General features: G+C 63.5%; 18 protein-coding genes and 1 tRNA gene. 10 read left to right on the forward strand and 9 right to left on the reverse strand.

Features of this window, described 5'->3' with window-relative positions; genetic code table 11:
* Positions 1-3 precede the first annotated feature (3 nt).
* Both SS05631_RS11780 and SS05631_RS11785 read left to right on the forward strand, forming a co-directional pair.
* Positions 4-945, forward strand: a complete 942-nt coding sequence (locus tag SS05631_RS11780; protein WP_037414773.1) for an alpha-E domain-containing protein — start codon at positions 4-6, stop codon at positions 943-945.
* Positions 946-961: 16 nt separating this feature from the next.
* Positions 962-1804, forward strand: a complete 843-nt coding sequence (locus SS05631_RS11785; RefSeq protein WP_037414772.1) for a transglutaminase family protein — start codon at positions 962-964, stop codon at positions 1802-1804.
* A 224-nt stretch (positions 1805-2028) separates the two neighbouring features.
* Here SS05631_RS11785 and araD read toward each other — a convergent pair whose 3' ends face one another.
* The 6 genes from araD to chvE all read right to left on the reverse strand — a co-directional run bounded on the left by araD (position 2029) and on the right by chvE (position 10532).
* Entirely contained in the window at positions 2029-3774 is a 1746-nt protein-coding gene (araD, locus tag SS05631_RS11790; protein ID WP_037414769.1) for an L-arabinonate dehydratase, read from the reverse strand.
* Between the two features lie 95 nt (positions 3775-3869).
* Complete coding sequence (locus SS05631_RS11795; RefSeq protein WP_037414767.1) at positions 3870-5303, reverse strand: aldehyde dehydrogenase family protein; 1434 nt, start codon at positions 5301-5303, stop codon at positions 3870-3872.
* Positions 5304-5375: 72 nt separating this feature from the next.
* Positions 5376-6371, reverse strand: coding sequence for an AraD1 family protein (araD1, locus tag SS05631_RS11800; RefSeq protein ID WP_037414943.1), 996 nt, complete (start codon positions 6369-6371; stop codon positions 5376-5378).
* A gap of 154 nt (positions 6372-6525) precedes the next feature.
* Entirely contained in the window at positions 6526-7740 is a 1215-nt protein-coding gene (gene mmsB, locus SS05631_RS11805) for a multiple monosaccharide ABC transporter permease (protein ID WP_037414764.1), read from the reverse strand.
* Entirely contained in the window at positions 7740-9275 is a 1536-nt protein-coding gene (gene mmsA / locus SS05631_RS11810; RefSeq protein ID WP_037414762.1) for a multiple monosaccharide ABC transporter ATP-binding protein, read from the reverse strand. Before mmsA ends, mmsB begins: the two co-directional genes overlap by 1 nt.
* Positions 9276-9464: 189 nt before the next feature.
* Entirely contained in the window at positions 9465-10532 is a 1068-nt protein-coding gene (gene chvE, locus SS05631_RS11815) for a multiple monosaccharide ABC transporter substrate-binding protein (protein ID WP_095677981.1), read from the reverse strand.
* A gap of 275 nt (positions 10533-10807) precedes the next feature.
* Here chvE and SS05631_RS11820 point away from each other — a divergent pair, with 275 nt between their 5' ends.
* Positions 10808-11791 carry a LysR family transcriptional regulator gene (locus SS05631_RS11820; protein ID WP_037414756.1) on the forward strand — a complete coding sequence of 328 codons (984 nt, stop codon included), beginning with the start codon at positions 10808-10810 and terminating at the stop codon, positions 11789-11791.
* Positions 11792-11871: 80 nt separating this feature from the next.
* Entirely contained in the window at positions 11872-12327 is a 456-nt protein-coding gene (locus SS05631_RS11825) for a hypothetical protein (protein ID WP_037414754.1), read from the forward strand.
* A gap of 8 nt (positions 12328-12335) precedes the next feature.
* Here the strand turns inward: SS05631_RS11825 and SS05631_RS11830 are convergent, their stop codons facing one another.
* Entirely contained in the window at positions 12336-12566 is a 231-nt protein-coding gene (locus SS05631_RS11830; RefSeq protein ID WP_037414752.1) for a hypothetical protein, read from the reverse strand.
* A 404-nt stretch (positions 12567-12970) separates the two neighbouring features.
* Between SS05631_RS11830 and iolG the strand changes: the two genes are divergently transcribed.
* Positions 12971-13963, forward strand: a complete 993-nt coding sequence (iolG, locus tag SS05631_RS11835) for an inositol 2-dehydrogenase (RefSeq protein ID WP_037414751.1) — start codon at positions 12971-12973, stop codon at positions 13961-13963.
* A gap of 297 nt (positions 13964-14260) precedes the next feature.
* On the opposite strand, the gene SS05631_RS11840 is transcribed toward iolG, so the two are convergent.
* Positions 14261-16624: an EAL domain-containing protein gene (locus SS05631_RS11840; RefSeq protein WP_037414749.1), complete on the reverse strand. Its 2364-nt coding sequence runs from the start codon at positions 16622-16624 to the stop codon at positions 14261-14263.
* A 107-nt stretch (positions 16625-16731) separates the two neighbouring features.
* Positions 16732-17943, reverse strand: a complete 1212-nt coding sequence (locus SS05631_RS11845) for an ROK family transcriptional regulator (protein WP_037414746.1) — start codon at positions 17941-17943, stop codon at positions 16732-16734.
* Between the two features lie 241 nt (positions 17944-18184).
* On the opposite strand from SS05631_RS11845, the gene xylF reads away from it, so the two are divergent.
* The 5 genes from xylF to SS05631_RS11870 all read left to right on the forward strand — a co-directional run bounded on the left by xylF (position 18185) and on the right by SS05631_RS11870 (position 22990).
* A complete protein-coding gene (xylF, locus tag SS05631_RS11850) occupies positions 18185-19225 on the forward strand; it encodes a D-xylose ABC transporter substrate-binding protein (RefSeq protein ID WP_037414744.1) in 1041 nt (346 codons plus the stop codon).
* A 153-nt stretch (positions 19226-19378) separates the two neighbouring features.
* Entirely contained in the window at positions 19379-20692 is a 1314-nt protein-coding gene (locus tag SS05631_RS11855) for a sugar ABC transporter permease (protein WP_037414941.1), read from the forward strand.
* 15 nt (positions 20693-20707) lie between these two features.
* Positions 20708-21493, forward strand: coding sequence for an ATP-binding cassette domain-containing protein (locus SS05631_RS11860; protein ID WP_037414742.1), 786 nt, complete (start codon positions 20708-20710; stop codon positions 21491-21493).
* Between the two features lie 264 nt (positions 21494-21757).
* A tRNA-Arg gene (locus tag SS05631_RS11865) sits at positions 21758-21834 on the forward strand.
* Between the two features lie 88 nt (positions 21835-21922).
* A complete protein-coding gene (locus tag SS05631_RS11870) occupies positions 21923-22990 on the forward strand; it encodes a hypothetical protein (RefSeq protein WP_037414741.1) in 1068 nt (355 codons plus the stop codon).
* Positions 22991-23003 lie beyond the last annotated feature (13 nt).

Here is a 23003-nt window from a genome sequence, read left to right on the forward strand (position 1 = left end):
GCCATGTTGGGAAGAACTGCAAACGGCCTCTACTGGATGTTCCGCTATATCGAGCGCGCCGAGAACAGCGCCCGGCTGATCGACGCGGGCCTGCGCATGTCGCTGACCCGCAGCGAATCGAGCGAGGGCGACTGGGACGGCGTCTTGCAGAGCGCCGGCGTGCGCGAGCTCTATGACGAGGTGCACGACACGCTGACCAGCAGCGACGCCATCGATTTCCTGCTGCGCGACCGGGCCAATCCGTCGAGCGTCATGTCCTGCATCGAGGCGGGCCGCCACAACGCCCGCATGGTCCGCACGGCGCTGACCCGCGAGACCTGGGAAGCCACCAACGAATGCTGGATCGAGCTGAAGGCGATGCTCGCCAAGAAGGCGCGGCCGGCCGACATGCCGGAGATCATCGACGCCATCAAACGCCGCGCCGGCCTCATCCGCGGCGCCTTCCACGGCACGATGCTCCGCAACGAGATCTTCAACTTCTCGCGCATCGGCACTTTCATCGAGCGGGCCGACAACACCGCCCGCATCCTCGACGTGAAGTATTACGTGCTGCTGCCGGCGGTCTCCGCCGTCGGATCGTCGATGGACAATGTCCAGTGGGAATCGATCCTGCGCTCCGTCTCGGCGCACCGCGCCTATGGCTGGGTCTATGATGCGGAACTGAGGCCGGCCAATATCGCCGATTTCCTGATCTCGAACGGCCGCATGCCGCGCTCGCTCGCCTATTGCTACGAAAAGATCGTCAGCAATCTCGGTTATCTGTCGCGCGAATATGGCGAGAGGCATGCCGCTCACGAGACCGCCGAGGAAACGCTTGCTTCGCTCCGCAGCCAGTCGATCAGCGACATCATGGACCGGGGCCTGCACGAATATCTGGAAGAGTTCATCAGCCACAACAACCGTCTCGGCCAGGAAATAACCGACGGCTACCGGTTTTACCAATGAGGTCCGGGAGAGTGGAATGCACCTGAAAATCAGCCACACGACCGAATACCATTACGACGAACCGGTGCCCTATGCGCTGCAGCGGCTGCGGCTGACGCCGACGACGCAGCCCGGCCAGAGGGTGTTGAACTGGCGCACGCTCGTCGAAGGCGCGGTGGTCGAGGTCAGCTACGATGACCATTTCGGCAACCGCACGCATCTCGTCAACGTCGACGCGGATCGGACGACCTTGCGGATCGAGGCGAGCGGTGAAGTGGATACGGAAGACCGGGCCGGCGTCTTCGGAGCGCACCAGTCCTATGTGCCGCTCTGGCTCTATGCCCGCGAAACACCGCTCAGCGAGGCGGGCAAGCTGGTCCGCGAGCTGGCGAAATCGGCCGAGGGCGCAACGGATCTCGAGCGCATGCACGCGCTGATGGGGACGATTCACGAGGCGGTCGCCTACGAGCCCGGCGAGACCCATGCCGGTACCACCGCCGAGGAGGCGCTCGAGCGCGGCAAGGGCGTCTGCCAGGACCACGCCCACATCCTCGTCTCGGCCGCCCGAACCCTTGGCCTGCCGGCCCGCTACGTCTCGGGCTATCTGCTGACCGAAGGCCATCCCGAGCAGACCGCGAGCCATGCCTGGGCCGATGTGCACCTGCCCGGTCTCGGCTGGGTCGGCTTCGATCCGGCCAACAAGATCTGCCCCGACGAACGCTATGTCCGAGTCGCCACCGGCCTCTGCTACCGCGATGCCGCGCCGATATCCGGGCTGGTGCATGGCGTCGCCAGCGAGACGTTGAAAGTCACCGTAACGGTGGAACGGCAAGGGCAGACGCAAAGCCACGGCGAGCAGAGCCAACGCCAGAGTCAGTAAGCCGAAAATCAGGGAATCACCGCCGGCGGCGGCCCCTCATCCGGCCTGCTGGCCACCTTCTCCCCACAAGCGGGCGAAGGAGACTCGCGGCGAACGCTTGCCCAATAGTCCGCAGGAACAGCGACAACGGCCCCTTCTTCCCCTCTCCCCGCAGGCGGGGAGAGGGTTCGGGTGAGGGGCAACTACGGCACCCGAAGCCGAAACGGTGGTCGCTGTTCAGCCCGTCAGTGGCTGTCGCGGTCCATCGGGATGCGATCGCCGCGCGGCCCGACGAGGAAGTCTAGATCGGCACCGCTATCGGCCTGCATGACGGTCTTGATATAGAGGCCGCCATAGCCGCCGGTGAGCGGCTTGACCGGCGACACCCAGGCCGCACGGCGGCGGGCGAGCTCCTCGTCGGAGACATGCAGGTGCATCGTGCGGTTCGGGATGTCGACCTCGATCAGGTCGCCGTTCTGAACGAGCGCCAGCGGCCCGCCCTCGGCCGCTTCCGGTGCCGTGTGGAGAATGACGGTGCCGTAGGCCGTGCCCGACATGCGCGCATCGGAAATGCGGATCATGTCGGTGATGCCCTTCTTCAGGACCTTGGGCGGCAGGCCCATATTGCCGACCTCGGCCATGCCGGGGTAGCCCTTCGGACCGCAATATTTCAGCACCATGACGCAGGTCTCGTCGATGTCGAGGTCCTCGCGGTTGATGCGGGCGTGGTAGTCCTCGATGCTTTCGAAGACGACAGCGCGGCCCTTGTGCTGCATCAGATGCGGCGAGGCGGCCGAGGGCTTCAGGACGGCGCCGCGGGGCGCCAGATTGCCGCGCAGCACCGCAATGCCGCCGGATTTCGTCAGTGCCTTTTCCCGGGGCAGGATCACGTCTTCGTTGTAGTTCGTTACGCCCTTGACGTCGTTCCAGATCGTGTCGCCGCTGACGGTGATGGCGTCGTTGTGGAGCAGCCCCATCTCGGCGACCGCCTTGATGACCACCGGCAGGCCGCCGGCATAATAGAACTCTTCCATCAGGTACTTGCCGGAGGGCTGCAGGTTGACGATGGTCGGCACGTCGCGACCGAGCCTGTCCCAGTCGTCGAGCGAAAGATCGACGCCGATGCGGCCGGCAAGCGCCAGCAGATGCAGCACCGCATTGGTAGAGCCGCCGACCGCGCCGTTGACGCGGATGGCGTTCTCGAAGGCTTGCTTGGTGAGGATGTCGGAGGGCCTCAGGTCTTCCTTGACCATCTCGACGATGCGGCGGCCGGTGAGCTGCGAAATCACCCGGCGGCGGGCGTCGACGGCCGGGATCGCGGCATTGCCGGAGAGCGTCATGCCGAGCGCTTCGGCCATCGACGCCATCGTCGAGGCCGTGCCCATGGTCATACAGCTTCCCGCAGAACGAGCCATGCCCTGCTCGGCATCCATGAATTCTTCGAGGCTCATTTCGCCGGATTTGACCATTTCCGAGAACTGCCAGATCGCCGTGCCGGAACCAACGTCCTTGCCGCGCCACTTGCCGTTCAGCATCGGGCCGCCGGAGACGACGATCGCCGGAATATCGACGCTAGCCGCGCCCATCAGCAGGCTGGGGGTCGTCTTGTCGCAGCCGCCGAGCAGCACGACGCCATCGACCGGATTGCCGCGGATCGCCTCTTCGACGTCCATTGCCGCGAGGTTGCGGAACATCATCGCCGTCGGGCGAAGCGTGCTTTCGCCAGTCGAGAAGACTGGGAATTCCACCGGAAAGCCGCCGGCCTCGTAGACACCGCGCTTCACCCGCTCCGCAAGGTCGCGCAGATGCGCGTTGCAGGGCGTGAGTTCCGACCAGGTGTTGCAGATGCCGATGATCGGCCGGCCGTCGAAGGTGTCGGCAGGCAGCCCCTGGTTCTTCATCCAGGAGCGGTGCATGATGGCATTCTTTCCCGTACCGCCGAACCAGTCCTGCGAACGCAGCTTGCGCGGCCACTCAGCTTTCTTCTTCATTTCTTCCTTCCTTCGGGCCCGTGGGTGCGGGCTGGAGCACGATGGCTTTGCAGCGGGATGAGGATGGCACTTGCCTCCTCATCCCGCTCTTGGGCTTAAGCCAGCGTGTAGACTGTCTTGACGGTTGTGTAGAATTCGGCGGCGTATTTGCCCTGTTCGCGCGGGCCATAGGAGGAGCCCTTGCGGCCGCCGAAGGGCACGTGGAAATCGACGCCGGCGGTCGGCAGGTTGACCATCACCATGCCGGCCTCAGCATTGCGCTTGAAATGCGTCGCATGCTTGAGGCTGGTCGTGGCAATCCCGGAGGAGAGCCCGAACGGCGTGTCGTTGGCGACGGCGAGCGCCTCGTCGTAATCCTTGACGCGGATGACCGCGGCGACCGGCCCGAAGATTTCTTCACGCGAGATCCGCATCGCATTCGTCGCCTCGGTGAACAGCGCCGGCTGCAGATAGAAGCCGGGGGTGTCGCGCGAAATGACCTCGCCGCCGAAGGCGAGCTTCGCGCCTTCTTGTCTGCCGATGGCGATATAGTCGGTGTCCTGGTTCAGCTGGCTCTGGTCGACGACCGGGCCGATATGGGTGCCGGCCTTCAGCGCGTCGTCGACGACGAGGCCTTGCATGCGCTCACCCATTGCCGCGACGAACTTGTCGTGGATGCCCTCGGTGACGATGATCCGCGACGAGGCGGTGCAGCGCTGGCCGGTCGAGAAGAAGGCGGAGTTGACCGCCGCCTCGACGGCGACCGGAAGATCGGCGTCGTCGAGGACGACAAACGGGTTCTTGCCGCCCATCTCCAGCTGGAACTTGCGATTGTGCTCGACCGAGGCCATGGCGACGCGCTTGCCGGTGCCCACGGATCCGGTGAAGGTGATCGCCTGGACATCCGGGCTTTCGAGCATCGCCTGTCCGACGACCGAGCCCTTGCCCATGACGAGGTTCAGCACGCCCTTCGGCAGGCCGGCGCGATGCAGGATGTCGACGATCGCGTGAGCGCAGCCCGGGACGAGTTCGGCTGGCTTGAAGACGATGGTGTTGCCGTAGCAAAGTGCCGGGGCGATCTTCCAGGCCGGAATGGCGATCGGGAAGTTCCACGGCGTGATGATGCCGACGACGCCGACTGCCTCGCGGGTGATTTCGACGCCGATGTTCGGACGCACCGAGGGCAGCGTCTCGCCGGCGAGACGTAAGGCTTCGCCGGCGAAGAAGTCGAAGATCTGACCGGCCCGCACCGTCTCGCCAATGCCTTCGGCGAGCGTCTTGCCTTCCTCGCGCGACAGCAGCCGGCCAAGTTCGTCCTTGCGGGCGAGGATTTCGTCAGCGGTCTTTCTCAAGATAGCGTGGCGCTCGAGGATGCCGGAGCGCGACCAGGCCGGAAACGCCGCCTTGGCCGCGGCGATCGCGGCTGAAGCATCGTCGGCGGTGGCACGGGCATATTCGCCGATGACGTCGTTGGTGTTCGAGGGATTGACATTGGCGACGCCGTCGCTGCCGACCCATTCGCCGGCAATGAGATTCTGGTGAAGTGTCATGGGCTTCAGCCTCCTTGTCTTCTTGTCGCAAGGGGCCGCCCGTCGCGGCCCGACGCTGCTTTAGCAGATATATCAGAGCTGATGTATGGCGATGTCTACTTCTTGGGCGATCGCCAGCGGATTGCGCAGCGCAAGGCCGAAGTCCTTGGCCTCGATCTCGAAGACGTCTCCCGCCTCGGTGCGTATGCCGTCGCCGAAGGAAAGCGTCGCGGTTCCGAACATGTGCACATGCACATCGCCCGGCTCGCGGAAGAGACCGTATTTGAAGTGGTGATATTCAAGATTGGCGAAGCTGTGCGACATGTTGGCTTCGCCCGAGAGGAACGGCTTTTCCCACAGGACCTTGCCGCCGCGCAGGATACGCGACGTGCCGCGGATGTCGTCCGGCGCCGCACCGATGCGGATTTCCGGGCCGAAGCTTGCCTGCCTGAGCTTCGAATGCGCCAGCCACAGGTAATTGACCCGTTCGGTCTTATGGTCGGAGAACTCGTTGGCGACCGCGAAACCGAGACGATAGGGCATGCCCTTGTCGGAGATGACATAGATGCCGGCCATTTCCGGCTCTTCGCCGCCGTCCTCGGCAAAGGAGGGGGAGGTGAGCGGCTGGCCGGGGGCGACCGCGGCGGTGCCGTTGCCCTTGTAGAACCACTCCGGCTGCACGCCCTTTTCGCCAGCCCTCGGCTTGCCGCCTTCGAGCCCCATGCGGAACATCTTCATCGAGTCGGTGAGCGTCTCTTCGGCCGCCTCGGTGGTTTTCTTATGCATCGCATCGCGCGTCGCGGCGGAGCCGAGATGCGTCAGCCCGGTGCCGGTCAGATGCAGGTGCGCCGGATCGGGATGGGTGATCGGCGGCAGCATCCGCCCCTCGGCATAGGCCGCCTCGAGGTCGATCGTCTCTCCGAGGCCCTTGGCATCGATAACCGCCTGGAGGCCCTTGCCGCCATTCGCCGCCTTCATCGCCAATGCGTAGACGCTTTCCGCGTCCTTGACGAGGCGTGCCGTTTCGCCCGGCTCCCGCACTGCGACTGCAATCGATCCGTCTTGCTTCCTGACTTGGGAAATCAGCACGTCTCTATCCTTCCTGATCGAGTTGGCTTCGGGCATTGCTGTCAATGCGAACGGCAATGCTCCGCCTCGAGAGTGGCTCGCGCCACCCAGCTATGACGGCCATGATCGGCCGCCCGTTCATGATGTGGTCAGTGAGAGCTGCCCGGATCCCCGATCAGCCCTTGCCCTTGTTCTTGTTGTAGACGTCGAAGAATACGGCTGCGAGCAGCACGAGGCCCTTGATCAGCTGCTGGTAGTCGATGCCGATACCCATAATCGACATGCCGTTGTTCATCACGCCCATGATGAAAGCGCCGATCACCGCGCCGGTGATCTTGCCGACGCCGCCCGAGGCCGAGGCGCCGCCGATGAAGCAGGCCGCGATGACGTCGAGCTCGAAGCCGACGCCGGCCTTCGGGGTCGCCGAATTCAGCCGTGCCGTGATGATCATGCCGGCAAGCGCCGCCAGCACGCCCATGTTGACGAAGGCATAGAAGGTCAGCCGCTCGGTGTTGATGCCGGAGAGCTTGGTGGCCTTCTCGTTGCCGCCCATGGCATAGACCCGGCGGCCGATCGTCGAGCGCGTCGTGATGAAGGTATAGGCGGCGATCAGCACGCCCATGACGATGAGGACGTTCGGCAGGCCGCGATAGGTCGAAAGCTGGAAGCCGATGAACAGGGCCACGACACCGATGACCGCCATCTGAACGGCGAAGAACACGAAGGGCTCGTTTTCGGTGCCGTGCTGCTCGTTGATCCGGCGGTTGCGCAGGCCGGCATAGATCGCGTAGCCGACGAGAGCCAGCACCGCCACGAGGGCCACCATGTTCTTGACGATCTCCGGGCTCGGGTTGAGGAAGTAGAGAAAATCAGGAACGAAGCCGGTCGAAAGGATCTGGAAGTCCTTCGGGAACGGACCGATCGGACGTCCGCCGAGCACGACATAGGTCATGCCGCGGAAAACCAGCATGCCGGCGAGCGTGACGATGAAGGACGGGATCTTCTGGTAGGCCACCCAGTAGCCCTGGGCCGCCCCCATGATGCCGCCGACGACGAGACAGGCGGGAACGACGACGATGGCCGGCAGACCCCATTTGACCAGCATGATCGCCGAAATCGCCCCGACGAAGGCGACGATCGAGCCGACCGACAGGTCGATGTGACCGGCCACGATGATCAGCAGCATGCCCAGCGCCATGATGACGATGAAGGAGTTCTGCAGCACCAGGTTGGTGATGTTGACCGGCTTGAAGAGGACGCCGCTGGTGACGAACTGGAAGAACAGCATGATGATCACGAGCGCGACCAGAAGGCCGTATTCGCGGATGTTGTTCCTGAGGTAGTCCCCGATCGACGGTTTGGTGGTGTGGGTGCTCGTATCGGCGACCATTAGTGTTTCTCCCCTGAACGCATGATGGCGCGCATGATGGATTCCTGACTTGCTTCCTCCTTGGAAAGCTCCGCCACGATGCGGCCCTCGTTCATGACATAGATGCGATCGCAGGTTCCGAGCAGTTCCGGCATTTCCGACGAGATCATCAGGATGCCTTTGCCCTCGGCTGCGAGCTGGTTGATGATGGTGTAGATCTCATATTTCGCGCCGATGTCGATACCGCGGGTCGGCTCGTCGAGTATGAGGACTTCGGGGTTGGTGAACAGCCACTTGGACAGCACGACTTTCTGCTGGTTGCCGCCCGAAAGGTTCACCGCCTCCTGGTAGATCGAATGCGAACGGATCCGGAGCTTCGAGCGGTAGTCGGAGGCGACTTTCCTCTCCTGGCGCTCGTCGATGATGCCGTTGGCGGCCACCGCGCTCAGATTGGCAAGCGTGGTGTTCTCCTTGATGTTGTTGATCAGCACGAGTCCCAGCTGCTTGCGGTCCTCGGTTACATAGGCAAGGCCCGCCTTGATCGCCCGCGGAATCGTGCTGACATCCACCGGCTGGCCGCGCATCGTCACCTCGCCGGTGATCTTGTGGCCCCAGGACTTGCCGAAGATGCTCATCGCCGTCTCGGTGCGGCCGGCGCCCATCAGGCCGGCGATGCCGACGACCTCGCCGGCGCGCACCTTGAAGCTGACATCGTGCAGGAACTGCCGGTCGCGGTGGTGCTGGTGGTAAACGTTCCAGTTCTTCACCTCGAGCAGCGTGTCGCCGATCTTCGGTTCGCGCGGCGGGTAGCGGTCTTCCATCGCCCGCCCGACCATCCCCTTGATGATCCGGTCCTCGCTGATGTCTTCCTTGTGACAGTCGAGCGTCTCCACCGTACCGCCGTCGCGCAGGATGGTGATCTGATCGGCGACCTTTTTGATCTCGTTCAGCTTGTGCGAGATGATGATCGACGTCATGCCCTGGTTGCGAAACTCCATGAGCAGCTTCAGAAGCGCGTCGGAATCGGTTTCGTTGAGGGATGCGGTCGGTTCGTCGAGGATCAGCAGCCGGACCTTCTTGGAAAGCGCCTTGGCGATCTCCACCAGCTGCTGCTTTCCGACGCCGATATCGGTGATCAGCGTCGCCGGCGATTCTGTGAGGCCGACCTTCTTGAGCAGTTCCTGCGTCCGGGAGAAGGTCTGCGGCCAATGGATGACGCCCTTGTTGGCGATCTCGTTGCCGAGGAAGATATTCTCGGCGATCGACAGCAGCGGAACGAGCGCCAGTTCCTGATGGATGATGATGATGCCGAGTTCTTCGCTGTCGGCGATCGTGCTGAAGCGGCGCTCCTCGCCGTCATAATGGATCTCGCCCTCATATGTGCCGGCGGGATAGACGCCGCTCAGCACCTTCATCAGGGTCGACTTGCCGGCACCGTTTTCGCCGACCAGGGCATGAATCTCGCCCTCGCGGACCTTGAACGAAACATTGTCCAGCGCCTTGACGCCCGGGAACGTCTTCGTGATGCCCCGCATTTCAAGAATGATATTGTCCATATTCAGCTATTCCAGCGGCAATCTGCGAGAGACTGCTGGCTTCCACCCGCTGCACGGCCCCCGGATCGGTTAGGATCCGGGGTCCCCATGAGCAGTTCAAATTATCACAGCGACTATTATGCGTCTGCAAGGATGCACGTCGCATCAGGCGAAAGGGTCCGCGGTCAGCCGCAGACCCCTCGAGCAAGATCAGTTGTTGATCTGGTCTTCCGTGTAGTAGCCGGAGCCGACGAGAACGTCCTTGGCGTTGGTCTTGTCGACCGAAACCGGCTTCAGCAGGTAGGACGGAACGACCTTGACGCCGTTTTCATAGGTCTTGGTGTCGTTCACTTCCGGCTCCTTGCCATCCATGATCGCATTGACCATGCCGACGGTCACCTTGGCGAGTTCGCGGGTGTCCTTGAAGACCGTGGAGTACTGTTCGCCGGCAAGGATCGACTTGACCGACGGCAGTTCCGCGTCCTGGCCGGTGACGATCGGCATCGGCATGTCGCCGGAGCCGTAGCCAACGCCCTTCAGGGCCGAGATGATACCGATGGACAGGCCGTCATAGGGCGACAGAACGCCATCGACCTTGGCATCGGTGTAAGTGGACGAGAGCAGGTTTTCCATGCGCGACTGGGCAACAGCACCGTCCCAACGCAACGTACCGACCTGGTCCATGCCCATCTGGCCGGACTTCACGACGATCTTGCCGCTGTCGATCAGCGGCTGCAGAACCGACATCGCGCCGTCATAGAAGAAGAAGGCGTTGTTGTCGTCCGGCGAACCGCCGAACAGTTCGACGTTCTTCGGCTCCTTGGCTTCATCGAGCTTCAGGCCCTGGACGAGCGAGGTGGCCTGCAGCACGCCGACCTGGAAGTTATCGAAGGTGGCGTAGTAGTCGACGTTGCCGGAGTCGCGAATCAGCCGGTCGTAGGCGATGACCTTGACGCCGGCGTCTGCTGCCTTCTGCAGTATGTCGGAGAGCGTCGTGCCGTCGATGGCGGCGATGACGAGAACCTTCGCACCCTTCGTCACCATGTTCTCGATCTGCGCGAGCTGGTTCGGAATGTCGTCGTCGGCGAACTGCAGGTCCGGCGTGTAGCCGGCTTCCTTGAACAGCTTCTCCATGGTTTCGCCGTCGGAAATCCAGCGGGTCGACGTCTTCGTCGGCATGGAAATGCCGACCGTGCCCTTGTCCTGGGCAAATACCGGCGCAGCGAAGGCTGCGACGGACATCGCCGCGGCGGCGAGAAGCGAAGTAATCAGTTTCATCAGATCTCTCCCTGAGTGTTGAAGCCGGCGGCCGGAGCCCCCGTCATATGCGCAGCGATTCGCCTGCCCGGAGAGATCGTCCCCGGCGGCGTTTCAAGATAAAGGAAGGTCCTCCCTGTCTTAGCATACTCCCGCATGCGCTGGCGCACATGGGTGGAAACTGGAATCAATTGCCATAACTGTCAAATACAATATCGCTTTGCATACATATCAAAATTGATATACGACTCTTAAAGAGTGTGATTTATGAATCTCTTGAATAGCGGGGCCGAACAATGACCCTCGACAGCAAGCCCAGCGTCGCGACCCCGGCCGGCGAGTCCTTCGACACCGGCCTTTTCCGGTCGGGACTGAAGATCAACCACCTGCGGCTGGTCCTGGCGATCGACGACCATCGCCGCATCAGCGCCGCGGCCGAATCGCTCGGCGTCTCCCAGCCGGCCGCCTCGCGCATGCTCGCCGAAATCGAGGCGATCGTGAAGGCCCCGATCTGTGCGCGGGTGGCCCGCGGAGTCGAATTGACCCGCTACGGCGAAGCGCTCGCGCGGCGGGCACGGACGATCTTTCTCGAATTGCGCGAAGCCGCGCGCGAAATCACCGAATTGAAGACGGGGAGCGGCGGCTCGGTGTCGCTCGGCTCCGTCACCGGCCCCGCCCTCAACCTCGCCGTGCCTGCAATCCGCCAGGTGTCGACGGCCTATCCCGGCATCGAGATCAATGTACAGATCGACAACAGCAACGTGTTGACGCGCGAGCTGCTTGCGGCACGCCACGACTTCGTCGTCGGCCGTATCCCGGACGACCTCAATCCCCGGCTCTTCAACCTGGTCGAAATCGGCTTCGAGGAGGTCTGTCTGATTGTCCGCCAGGGCCACCCGCTTCTCGACCACGCCTCCGCCGGCGCCGACGACCTGCCGGGTTATGACTGGGTGTTTCAGCCGCCGGGGACGCTGTTGCGCCGCGCCGTCGAGGACAGTTTCATCTCGGCCGGCGTGCGCCTGCCTTCGACCGTCATCAACACATCCTCGATCATCCTCACCCTGTCGATCGTCCGCAACACCAACGCCATCGCCCCGGTCGCGCTCGACGTGGCGAAGCTCGTCGCCGGCAACGGCACCCAGGCCGGCGAAATCCGGATCCTGTCGACTGAGTTCCCGATCCGCATCAAGCCCTATGGCCTGATCACCGCCGAGGGCCGGGCGCTCCCCCCGAGCGCGAAACTGCTCTACGACCTGATCCTCAAGCAGAGCCGCACGTGATCAGCCCCGCATAATTCTCGACCGGCAAGATCGTTCGGCTCGCACGCGCTCCTCGCGCGCGGCAGATCACGGGAGTCGCCATGTTCGGCATGTCGGTGTTTCAATCGGTACTCGAGCGCCTGAGGGCCGAGCAGGCGCTACCGGACGACACGGAGGCGGACGGGGAAGACACGGCGCGCGAACGCCCGCAATCGCCGTTCGGCCGTTCGCCGGCATTCGTCGTCGAGACGCCGGCGCGGACGACCGCCCCCTTCGCCGCCGTAGAGAGGGCCTACATGGACCTCGCGCCGGCCGAACGCAGCGAAGAACCGCCGGTGATGCCCGACCACCTGCGGCGCACGAGCCTCGCCGATGTGGCGGCCGAACTTGATCTCGGCGAAGGGGAGACCGGGCTGACGCTCGCCGCCAAGCGCCGCCGATTTGCCGCCATGAACCATCCAGACCGGCTGCCGCCGGAGTTCCGGGCGAATGCCACCATCCGCATGAAGCTTGCCAACATGTTGATCGACGAAGCGTCGCGACGGCTCGAGCAGTGAGCTAGCCGCTACTTCGGCTCCTCACCCACGCCGGTTCCTTTTTCCTCGGCCTGCTTCGGCTTGTAGAAGATCAGCAGCGCCGCTCCGGCATAGGCGGTCACGACGAGGAAGATCGTCGCCCACATCATCTGGCCGCCATAGAACTCGACAGCCGTCCACACCACACAGAGGGCAACGATAAGCAGGCGGATCCACAGGGGCCGGTAGAACGGGTGATCCGGATCGATGAATTTGATCATGACATTGCCTCTGACGACACTCAGCGCCTCGCCTCTCCGTCTATCGCAAAATTCTTCGGATCGATACCGACTAAAGGACAAATTGTTCGGCAATTGTCGGCGTTGGAAAAGGGCGCCGTGAAGACGAACGGCGGGATCGACAGCCGTCGTCTCCGCTTGACGCCAGCGCCGCGAATGGAATAAACATTCTGAAAATGAAAGAGTTGGCCGTTTCATTCCGATTTGATCCGTGTGCAACGAGGCAGGGTGCTGGATCGGACGTGACGGCGTGGGAGGAACGACTGCTACCCCTCTCATCGATCTAATCCCGCGGACGCCATCGCGCCCGCAACGCCTCTGTGCGATGAGCGTCAATATCATTGCGCACCCACCCGGTCTGGAACCGGAATTTGAGAGAGACGAAGATGACAGTGAGATTTGGTCTTCTGGGCGCCGGACGGATCGGCAAGGTTCACGCGAAAGCCGTCAGCGGCAATCCCGATGCCGTCCTTGTCGCGGTTGCCGATGCCTTTCCGGCAGCGGCGGAGGCAATCGCCGGGGCCTATGGCTGCGAGGTTCGCACCATCGAGGCGATCGAGGTCGCTTCCGACATCGATGCCGTCGTCATCTGCACGCCGACCGACACCCATGCCGACCTGATCGAGCGCTTCGCCCGGGCCGGCAAGGCGATCTTCTGCGAGAAGCCGGTCGACCTCGACGTCGATCGCGTCAAGACCTGCCTCGAGGTGGTCTCCGAAACCGGGGCGAAGCTGATGGTCGGCTTCAACCGCCGCTTCGACCCGCATTTCATGGCCGTGCGCAAGGCGATCGACGCCGGCACTATCGGCGACGTCGAAATGGTGACGATCACCTCGCGCGATCCGGGCGCCCCGCCCGTCGATTACATTAAGCGCTCGGGCGGCATCTTCCGCGACATGACCATCCATGATTTCGACATGGCGCGCTTCCTGCTCGGCGAGGAGCCAGTTTCGGTGACGGCGACCGCCGCCGTGCTCGTCGACAGGGCGATCGGCGAAGCGGGCGACTATGACAGCGTCTCCGTCATTCTGCAGACGGCATCCGGCAAGCAGGCGGTCATCTCCAACTCGCGCCGCGCCACCTATGGCTACGACCAGCGCATCGAGGTGCACGGCTCGAAGGGCGCCGTTTCGGCCGAGAACCAGCGACCGGTCTCGATCGAGATCGCCACCGGCGAGGGCTATACGCGCCCGCCGCTGCACGATTTCTTCATGACGCGCTACACCGAAGCCTATGCGAACGAGATCGAAAGCTTCATCGCCGCGATCGAGAAAGGCGCGGAAATCACCCCGTCCGGCAAGGACGGGCTTGCCGCCCTCGCCCTTGCCGATGCGGCCGTCCGCTCTGTCGCCGAAAAGCGCCAGATCAGCGTCGCCTGAAGCTCAGGCAATCTGAAGGGACAAAGGCCGGGCGTTCCTGGCCTTTGTTTTTTGGCGACGCCGTGTCAGACGGCGCACTACACGACAGCGTCTGCCGCCCCTCGGTTGCGGTACGGCATGGCTTCACCTCCACACCCTCATTCCTGTGCTTGTCACAGGAATCCAGTCCGCCCAAGTCCTTGGGCTGTAAGACTCCTCCGCGCCGCAGACGCGGAGCTGCTGGATTCCTGTGACAAGCACAGGAATGAGGGCGAAAAGAAAGTCTCCGTCGAAACCCATTTGACTGCAACAGGCAGACTACGCCTCGACTGACCGGAGCACTGGAGCGTCCGATGACACATTCGCTCTGGCACTCGGCGCACGTCCCGGCCGGCCGGTGAGGAACCCCTGAACCTGCCGGCACCCCTCCTCGACGATGATCTGCTTCTGCCGCTCGGTTTCGACGCCCTCGGTCACGACCGGCAGGTCGAGACTATGGCCGAGCGCGATGATCGCCCGGATGATCGCATGGGCGGCCGGGTCCTTGTCGAGCGCCGCCGTGAAGCTGCAATCGATCTTCAGCTTGTCGAAGGGGAAGGTCTGCAGGTTGGCGAGCGACGAATGTCCCGTACCGAAATCGTCCATGACGATCCGCACGCCGAGCAGCCGAAGCCGCACGAGTGCCGCCAGCACGTCTTCCCGGTTGTGCAGCAGCGCCGCCTCGGTGAGTTCCAGTTCCAGCCGCCGCGGCTCGAGGCCTGTGCGTCGCAGGATGCCGGCGATCTGGTCGAAAAGGCTCGGCACGAGGAACTGGACCGGCGAGATGTTGACGGAGACCGGCAGCGGCTCCGTCCAGCGGACCGCTTCGGCGCAGGCCTGTTCCAGCACCCATTCGCCGATCTGGATGATCGAACCGCTTTCCTCGGCGATCGGGATGAAGACATTCGGCCCGACAAGCCCGCGCTCCGGATGTCTCCAGCGCAGCAGCGCCTCGTATCCGACCACCCGATCGTCACGGACATCGACGAGCGGCTGGTATTCGAGGAACAGCTGATGCCTGAGGATCGCGTGCCGGAGGTCGCTCTCCATCTGACGGCGCGAGCGCACCGCCTCGTCCATTTCCGCATCGAAGAAGCAGGCGATGCCCTTGCCCGTCTGCTTGGCCCGGTAGAGCGCCGTATCGGCATTGTTGCAGAGCCGCTCTGCCGTCGCGCCGTCGCCGGGGTAGATCGCCACGCCCATGCTGACGCCGACGGCCATCGGATCGCGGTGGGTATCCATCTCCTCGGCGAAGAGCCTGAGGATGCGGTCCGACAATTGCCGCGCCGCTTCCGGCTGCGCGGCGCCGGTCTGCAGGATGGCGAATTCGTCGCCGCCGAGCCGCGCGATCGAATCGGCCTCGCCCGCAGCGGCACGCAGGATATCGGCAACCTTGCGCAGGATCCGATCGCCTTCGCCATGGCCGAATATGTCGTTGACGGCCTTGAACCGGTCGAGGTCGAGACAGAAGATCGCGAGCTGTTCGTTTCTCGCGGCGGCGACCGCCAGAGCCTGGTTCATCCGCCTCTCGAAGGAACTGCGGTTGGAAAGATCCGTCAGCGCGTCATGGTGGGCGAGATGCTCGATGGTCCGCTCGGCCTCCTTTCGGGCGCTGAGGTCGCGCACGAAGATCACGTCGGATTGCCGGCCGCGGTATTCGATCGTCCGGCAGAGGTGCTCGACCGGCACATGCCACCCGTCGGCACGGAGGAGTTCGACCTCCGCGGGACCATCATCGATCTGGCGCTCGCGCGCTTCGCGCCCCTGCGGTGGCGCGAAGAGCTCTTCAGGCCTTCTGCCGATGAGATCGGCCAACTTTGTGGCACAGAGGCCGACAAACCGCTCGTTCGCATCGATGATCCTGCCGTTGCAGACGATCACCATCCCTTCGAGCGAGGCGTTGGCGAGGCCGCGCAGGTCGGTCAAATGCCGATCGATGAACAGCGCGCCCAGCGCCGTGAGGATCAGCGTCGTCGAAGCCACGACGACACCGCCGGCGAGCCAGACGGGATCGAAGGCGTCCGCTGCCGCCGCGCTCGGATCGGGCACCAGGGTGACGCCGCTCATCGAGGTGAAGTGCAGGACGCATATCGCCAGCACGAGCAGCAGCGTCGGAACGACCAGCTTGCGCACGCCGCCGAGAGCCTGAAAGGCATGGAGCGCAAAGCCGGCGATCAGCGGCCCGAAGAGGACGGCGGCGAAACCCATTTGCGGATCGAATTCGATGCGCGCCTGCGTCTCGACGGCGCGCATGCCCGTTACATGCATGGCGGCGATGCCGAGGCCGAGGAAAATGCCGGCGCCGGGGAAGGCGTAGCGGGACGTGCCGAGAAGGGCGGTCGCAAAGGCGAGCCCGGAGGCGACCACCGCGACCAGCGCCGAAAACAACGTACCCCAGGCGTCGTAGGCAATAGGCACGCCACCATCATAGGCGAGCATAGCGATGAAATGCGTCGACCAGACCCCGACGCCGCAGGCACAGGCGCAGGCTGCGGTCCAGAGGTGCCGCTGGAGGCCCTCGCTGCGCTCGGCGCGCTGCAAGAGCAGCATCGTCGCCGCGCTGCCGGCCAGACAGACGATCGCCGCCACCGCAACCAGGCGCCAGTCGTGACGATCGCTTATGCATGCAATTACTGAGAACATGGCCGTCTCCCGTCCCGGAAACAGCTTGGCAAGCAGACGCTAAATAACTGTAAATTGCACCAGTATGATAATTCGCCTCTGGAATGTTTAGCGGTGTCTCGAAAGACCTAGGCATGCCCGGCGGCGGTGATGTCGCTGTCGACGGCGCTCAAGGCCCGGTCGAGATGGCCGGCGAAGACAAGCCGCTGCTCGTCGCCGACGACGGTGATCTCCGGCAGGCCTTCGAGGCGAACCTGCAAGGATTGCGCAAGCCCCTCCTCAACCCCCTTTTGCAGCAGATCGAAATAGCGCGTCCCCTGACCCGTGACGTAGATCGGCATCGGCTCGTAGAGGCTCAGCATGCGCGAAATGCCGTTGCCGAGCGCGATGCCGGCCTGGCGGAAGGCATAGCCGGGCATGCGCTGGCCCTGACGCGCACCGGTGGCGATCTTGTCCATTTCGGCAAGCGGCACGAATTTCGCGGGAATCGTGTCGGACGGCACCTCGAAGGCGGCGCGCAGAATGCCGTAGAAGCCGGCAGCGGCCTCGATGCAGCCATGGGAGCCGCAGCGGCAGAGGCCGGCGGAGGAGGCGTGCAGCATGTGCCCGAAATTCGGCGCGGAAACGTCGAGTTCGCCCGACCGCCCCCTTCGGGCAAGACCGAGACCGATGCTGTGGCCGAGTGAGACGGCCGCCAGCCCCTTGAAGGCGTCGCCCTTTTCTTCCGCCTTGGCCGCCAGCGCCTGGGCGACGAGCAGTGTCTCGTTGCTGAGCATGATCCGGGCCCGCCAATCGGGCCCGAGCAGTTTCGAAAAATCGAGTTCTTGGCGGCCGAAGACCGGCGACCAGAGGAGCCGCGCCCCGTCGCCCGCCACCAGCCCCTTGCTGCTGATCGAAACGGCAAGCACCCGCTCTTTCTCAATGCGCGAGCGCTGCAGCAGACGCTCGAGCGCCGCCAGGAAACCCTGGCCGAAAGCCACCGCGTCGCCGGCGTCATGGCTTCGCGCCTCCTCGAAGCGATCGAGGAGCACGCCGCCATAGTCGGCCAGCGAATATTGAACGATGTCGGAGGAGATCCGCACGACGATCACGTAGCCGCAGTCCCGCCGCTGCGCAAAGAGAACGCGCGGCCGCCCCCTGCCCCCTTGAACATGCTGCTCGGTCTTGGCGATCGTCCCCGACCGTTCCAGTTCGGCGGTGATGACGGAGATCGTCGCCGAGGCAAGGCCGGTCTGCTCGGCAATCTCCGTATGGGACAGCGCGCCCTTTCGCCGAAGCGCAGAAAGGACGAGCGCAGTGTTTTGCTGACGCACGGCTTCGGTGCTCGTTTTGGTCAGCATTGCACGTCCCTGGGCTTGGCGGATTGCGCGATCACATGCCCTCTCAAAGCACCTGTTGACTGGCGAAACAAGACGTTACGGGCCTTGTTGACAGCCTTCCAAAACTCTGACATTTATTTTCTCGACTGTCGAGAAAAAAGCCTTGCACCTGTGGCAGCGCTCTTTGCGACAGCAGTTCACGGCTCGTCGGGGATGCGTGCGGGAGGTTCGTGCGCGCGGCGCTGCCACTTGGGAGGATAGAATGAAATCCATTTTGAAGCTGATGGCAGGGGCTGCCATCATCGCGTCCATGCATTCCGCAGCGGTCGCCAAGGACCTCGTCGTCGGCGTTTCCTGGTCGAACTTCCAGGAAGAGCGCTGGAAAACCGACGAGGCGGCCATCAAGGCAGCGCTCGAAGCCTCCGGCGACAAATATATTTCCGCTGACGCGCAGTCCTCTGCCGCCAAGCAGCTCACCGACATCGAATCGCTGATCGCCCAGGGCGCCAACGCGCTGATCGTGCTTGCGCAGGACTCCGATGCCATTGCCCCGGCAATCGAAAAGGCCACCGCGGAAGGCATTCCGGTCGTCGGCTACGACCGCCTGATCGAGAACCCGGCGGCCTTCTACATCACCTTCGACAACAAGGAAGTCGGCCGCATGCAGGCCCGCGAAGTGTTCAAGGCGAAACCGGAAGGCAATTTCGTCTTCATCAAGGGCTCATCCTCCGATCCGAACGCCGACTTCCTCTTCGCCGGCCAGATGGAAGTGCTGAAGGAAGCCGTCGACGCCGGCAAGGTCAAGAATGTCGGCGAAGCCTATACGGACGGCTGGAAGCCGGAAAATGCGCAGAAGAACATGGAGCAGTTCCTGACCGCCAACGACAACAAGGTCGATGCGGTCGTCGCCTCCAACGACGGCACCGCCGGTGGCGCGATCGCAGCGCTTTCGGCCCAGGGCCTTGCCGGCTCCGTTCCGGTCTCGGGCCAGGACGGCGACCATGCGGCGCTCAACCGCGTGGCGCTCGGCACGCAGACCGTCTCCGTCTGGAAGGACGCCCGTGAGCTCGGCAAGAAGGCGGCAGAAATCGCCGCAGCACTCGCCGGCGGCAAAACGATGGACGAGATCGAAGGCGTTCAGACCTTCAACGGCGGACCGAAGGGCGTCGCCATGAAGTCCGTCTTCCTGGCACCGATGGCGATCACCAAGGACAATCTGAACGTCGTCATCGACGCCGGCTGGATCTCCAAGGATGCCGCCTGCCAGGGCGTGGCTGCCGACTCCGTCGCCGCCTGCAAGTGACGGACGGACGTTTGAAGTGACCTCAAAACGCCGCAACGGAACCCGTTGCGGCGTTTGCATGAGGTCGGAATGGTCTGGCCGCACGGTGCTATGATAGCGGCACGCCGCGCAAACGACCGGCAAATGCATGAAAACAAGTGGGGGACGGCGGCCATGGCCGATACGACACATACCGCACATTTCAACCGCACCCGCAGCGCGGAGGAAAGCCCGGTGAAGCGCTTCTTCCGCGCCACCGAAATCGATACGCGCCTGCTCGGCATGATCGGCGCGATGCTGATCATCTGGATCGGCTTCCATTTTCTGTCCGGCGGCCTGTTCCTGACGTCGCGCAACCTCTGGAACCTGTCGGTGCAGACAGCCTCGATCGCCGTCATGGCGACCGGCATGGTGCTGGTCATCGTCACGCGCAACATCGATCTCTCGGTCGGCTCGATTCTCGGCTTCGTCGGCATGATCATGGGCGTGCTGCAGGCGGAGCTCTTGCCGCAGCTCCTCGGCTTCAACCATCCGGCCACGTGGATCATCACCCTCTTCGCCGGCCTGTTGCTGGGCGCCGCGATCGGCGCGCTGCACGGCGTGATCATCGCCTTCCTCAACGTGCCGTCCTTCATTGTCACGCTCGGCGGGCTGCTCGTCTGGCGCGGCGCCACCTGGTTCGTGACGAGCGGCCGCACCGTGGCGCCGATGGATTCCACCTTCCGCCTGATGGGCGGCGGCACCGAGGGCTCGATCGGCGCGACGGCGAGCTGGATCGTCGGCCTCATCGCCTGCGTCGCGATCGTCGGCAGCATCATCCACTCGCGCAGGCAGCGCAAACGCTTCGGATTTCCGCGTCGCCCGATCTGGGCCGAGTATTTCCTGTCGGCGGTCGGCTGCGCCCTCGTGCTCGGCGCAGTGGCGATCGCCAATAACTACGGCTGGCCGGTCAACATCGCCCGCAAATACGCCGACGCCAACGGCATCGCCTGGCCGGACGGCGGCCTTTTCATTGCCCACGGGATTGCCATTCCCGTGCTGATCGCCATCCTGATCGGCATTATCATGACCTTCATCTCGACGCGCTTGCGCTTCGGCCGCTACGTTTTCGCGCTCGGCGGCAACCCGGAAGCGGCCGAGCTCGCCGGCATCAAGACCCGCTGGGTCACGGTCCGGATTTTCGCGCTGATGGGCATGCTCTGCGCCGTTGCCGCGGCGATCTCGACGGCCCGCCTCAACGCCGCCACCAATGCGCAGGGCGAGCTCGACGAGCTTTATACGATCGCGGCGGCCGTCATCGGCGGCACCTCGCTTGCCGGCGGCATGGGCACGATCGCCGGCGCCATGCTCGGCGCTCTCGTCATGCAGTCGCTGCAGTCGGGCATGGTGCTGCTCGGCATCGACTCGCCGCTGCAGCGGATCGTCGTCGGCATGGTGCTCGTCACCGCCGTCTGGCTCGACACCGTCTACCGCGCCCGCGCCAAGTAATCAGGAGTTCGAACAATGACTGAACAACGCACTCCGCTCGTGGAAATGAAGAACATTTCCATCTCCTTCGGCGGCATCCACGCGGTCGACAACGCCTCCGTCGACCTCTATCCCGGCGAGGTCGTCGCCCTTCTCGGCCATAACGGCGCCGGCAAGTCGACGCTGATCAAGATTCTCGCCGGCGCCTACCGGCGCGATGCCGGCGAGATCCTGATCAACGGTGAGCCGGCCGACATCAGCAACCCGCGCGACGCCAAGAAATACGGCATCGAGACGATCTACCAGACGCTCGCCGTCGCCGACAATGTCGATGCCGCCGCCAACCTCTATCTCGGCCGGGAGCTGCGCACCCCCTGGGGCACGCTCGACGACGTGGCGATGGAGGCGAAGGCGCGCGAGGTGATGGGCCGCCTCAACCCCAACTTCCAGCGCTTCAAGGAGCCGGTGAAGGCGCTCTCCGGCGGCCAGCGGCAGTCGGTGGCGATCGCCCGCGCCATCCTGTTCAACGCCCGCATCCTGATCATGGACGAGCCGACCGCGGCGCTTGGGCCCCAGGAGACAGCGCAGGTCTGCGAGCTCATCAAGCAGCTGAAGCGCGAGGGCATCGGCATCTTCCTGATCAGCCACGACATCCACGACGTCTTCGACCTCGCCGACCGCGTCTCGGTGATGAAGAACGGCCAGGTCGTCGGCCACGCCCGCACCGAGGACGTCACCAAGGACGAGGTGCTCGGCATGATCATCATGGGCAAGGTGCCGGCCAAAGCCACCCCCGGCCCCGGCGCCATGCAGATGGCGTGAGGATTGAGCGGCCGACAGGCCGAAGCGCGACCCCGAACACCGCTCCGGCCAGAGAAATCCGCTCACGCCTCGATGCCGCATCCCCCGGGATGCGGCATTTTTCTTGGGACGGCGGGCGCACGCCGAGCGATGCACCGCGACCACAGCTTCCGCGCGGAAATCGAATTTCCCCTACACTCTCTTGCAATTGGCCATTGAAGCGGCACGCAAGCTAGGCTAAGAACCGCTCACAGCCTGCTTCGGCGGCCTTGGCCGCCAACGGATGCACCCGTAGCTCAGCTGGATAGAGTGTTGGATTCCGATTCCAAAGGTCACAGGTTCGAATCCTGTCGGGTGCGCCATCAGCTTCTTAATAGGCCAATAAAGTCAATGTTTGCAGGCTCTTAAGCGCTCCTCTGGTACACCGCTCGGTCCACAGGGAGACACACAATGGGGCTAACTTTGCTCTACGTCCAAGAACCAACTCGCGATAGAAGCACCTTCCATTACCGTCGAAGGGTCTCGCCGGAACTGAAGCCTTTCATCGGTAAGGGCGAGATCAAGGCTTCACTTGGACGGACCAGAGAGGAGGCGCTGAAGAAATATCCGGCTGTCCACGCCGCCGCTGAGAAGGCACTTGCCCGCGCTCACAGGGAGCATGAGAAGGCCCAGCGTCGAGCGTCTGGTCTCGAGACAGTGACCAAGCTGGAGCGCTACCACGAGCTGATGGAGGAGATCGAAGCCCTTGGTCTCGATGATCCCGACCATGCGTCCATCGTGGCTGAGACGATCGCTGCTCGATACCCTGAGGACGAGGAGACTGGCCGTCCAATCATCGACGACGAGGAGGACACGATCAGGATAGCGGCTATCCAAGGTCGCCCTCTACAGCCACCTCTGGCCACGCTCTCGGACGCCAAGAAGCTCTACGTATCGGAGCGCCTACACGGGAACGATCTTGAATACCGAAAGAAGCTGCTGAGGGTCGAGAGGATCATTAGCGCTGCTGAGGAGGCCTTAGCCCCCACCGTCCCTGCCCTTTCTGAATGGACGAGAGACCACGCCAAGCAGGTTCGAGATCATTATATCAAGGCCAAAGGCCTCAAGCCTTCCTCGGTCAAGCGCGAACTGAACACGCTGAAGGGCATCTGGTCTCTGTGGATCAAGGAGAAAGACCCTGCCCTTCGCAACCCCTTCGCGGGTCTCGAACTTCCCAAGTCTGTCGAAGCAGAGAGTGAGGCCCGACACCCGCTTCCTGAAGCTATCGAGATCGCCGTAGGTGAGGCCGTCCAGGCAGGTGCTAATGACGACCTCAGGCTGATCTGGCGTCTACTTCGTGGCACCGGCTGCCGTCTCGCTGAGATCACAGGCCTGAGGGTAGAGGACGTTGATGTATCGAGCCATCTGCCCCATCTGAAGATCGCGGCCCACGAAGGGAGACGCTTGAAGACCAAAAGTCGTCTGCTCGTGAAGTGCCGATTGTTGGCGATGCTAAAGGGGCTGCTGAGGAAGCGCTGAAACTGACGAGAGA

The organism is Sinorhizobium sp. CCBAU 05631 (assembly GCF_002288505.1).
Lineage (GTDB): Bacteria > Pseudomonadota > Alphaproteobacteria > Rhizobiales > Rhizobiaceae > Sinorhizobium > Sinorhizobium fredii_C.